The following is a 443-nucleotide window of genomic DNA, read 5'->3' as shown; positions in this document are numbered from 1 at the left end:
GTCGAGCAGTTCCGAGGAGTCGAGCGCCGACGGCAGACCGTCGCGGCCGCTGGTCGGCACGTCGTCTTCGTCGATGTACGTCTTCTCGCCGTTGATCAGGTCGGCCCAGAGGGCGTCCCGGTCGGCGTTGGTCGTCTCCGCCGCTTCCTTCGCTTCGTTGCGGCCTTCGTCGTACGCGAGTTCGACCATGCTCTTGTGGTACGCCGAGTTCATCTCGGCGTAGATGGCTTCGAGTTCCTCGCGGTTGTACTCCCCGAGGCGCTCAGCGACGCCGATGGCGTAGGCCCGGTCGGTGGCCTCGTCCTTGCCGAGCGTTTCCCAGTCGGTGCCAAACTCGTGCTCGTAGCGGCTCATGTCTCCACTTTCCGATCGGAGTGGACCTGCAGTCCGGCGTCAGAGAAGGATATCTCCCGAATGTCACAGTCGATGGCAGTGCCTCGCAT

At 63.9% G+C, this 443-nt stretch carries 1 protein-coding gene and 1 pseudogene; both read right to left on the bottom strand.

Annotation, left to right across the window (positions count from 1 at the left end):
- Positions 1-354, bottom strand: a 354-nt coding sequence (locus IL252_RS17355; protein ID WP_208629063.1) for a hypothetical protein, incomplete at its 3' end; no start/stop codon positions are given.
- Positions 351-443: pseudogene (locus IL252_RS17805) on the bottom strand (KaiA-binding protein); the annotation flags it as partial. The pseudogene IL252_RS17805 and the gene IL252_RS17355, both read right to left, overlap by 4 nt.

Source organism: Halomicrobium sp. IBSBa, assembly GCF_017612575.1.
GTDB lineage: Archaea > Halobacteriota > Halobacteria > Halobacteriales > Haloarculaceae > Halomicrobium.
Note: the sequence above shows the minus strand (reverse complement) of the source record. Positions and strands in the feature narration are given on the sequence as shown.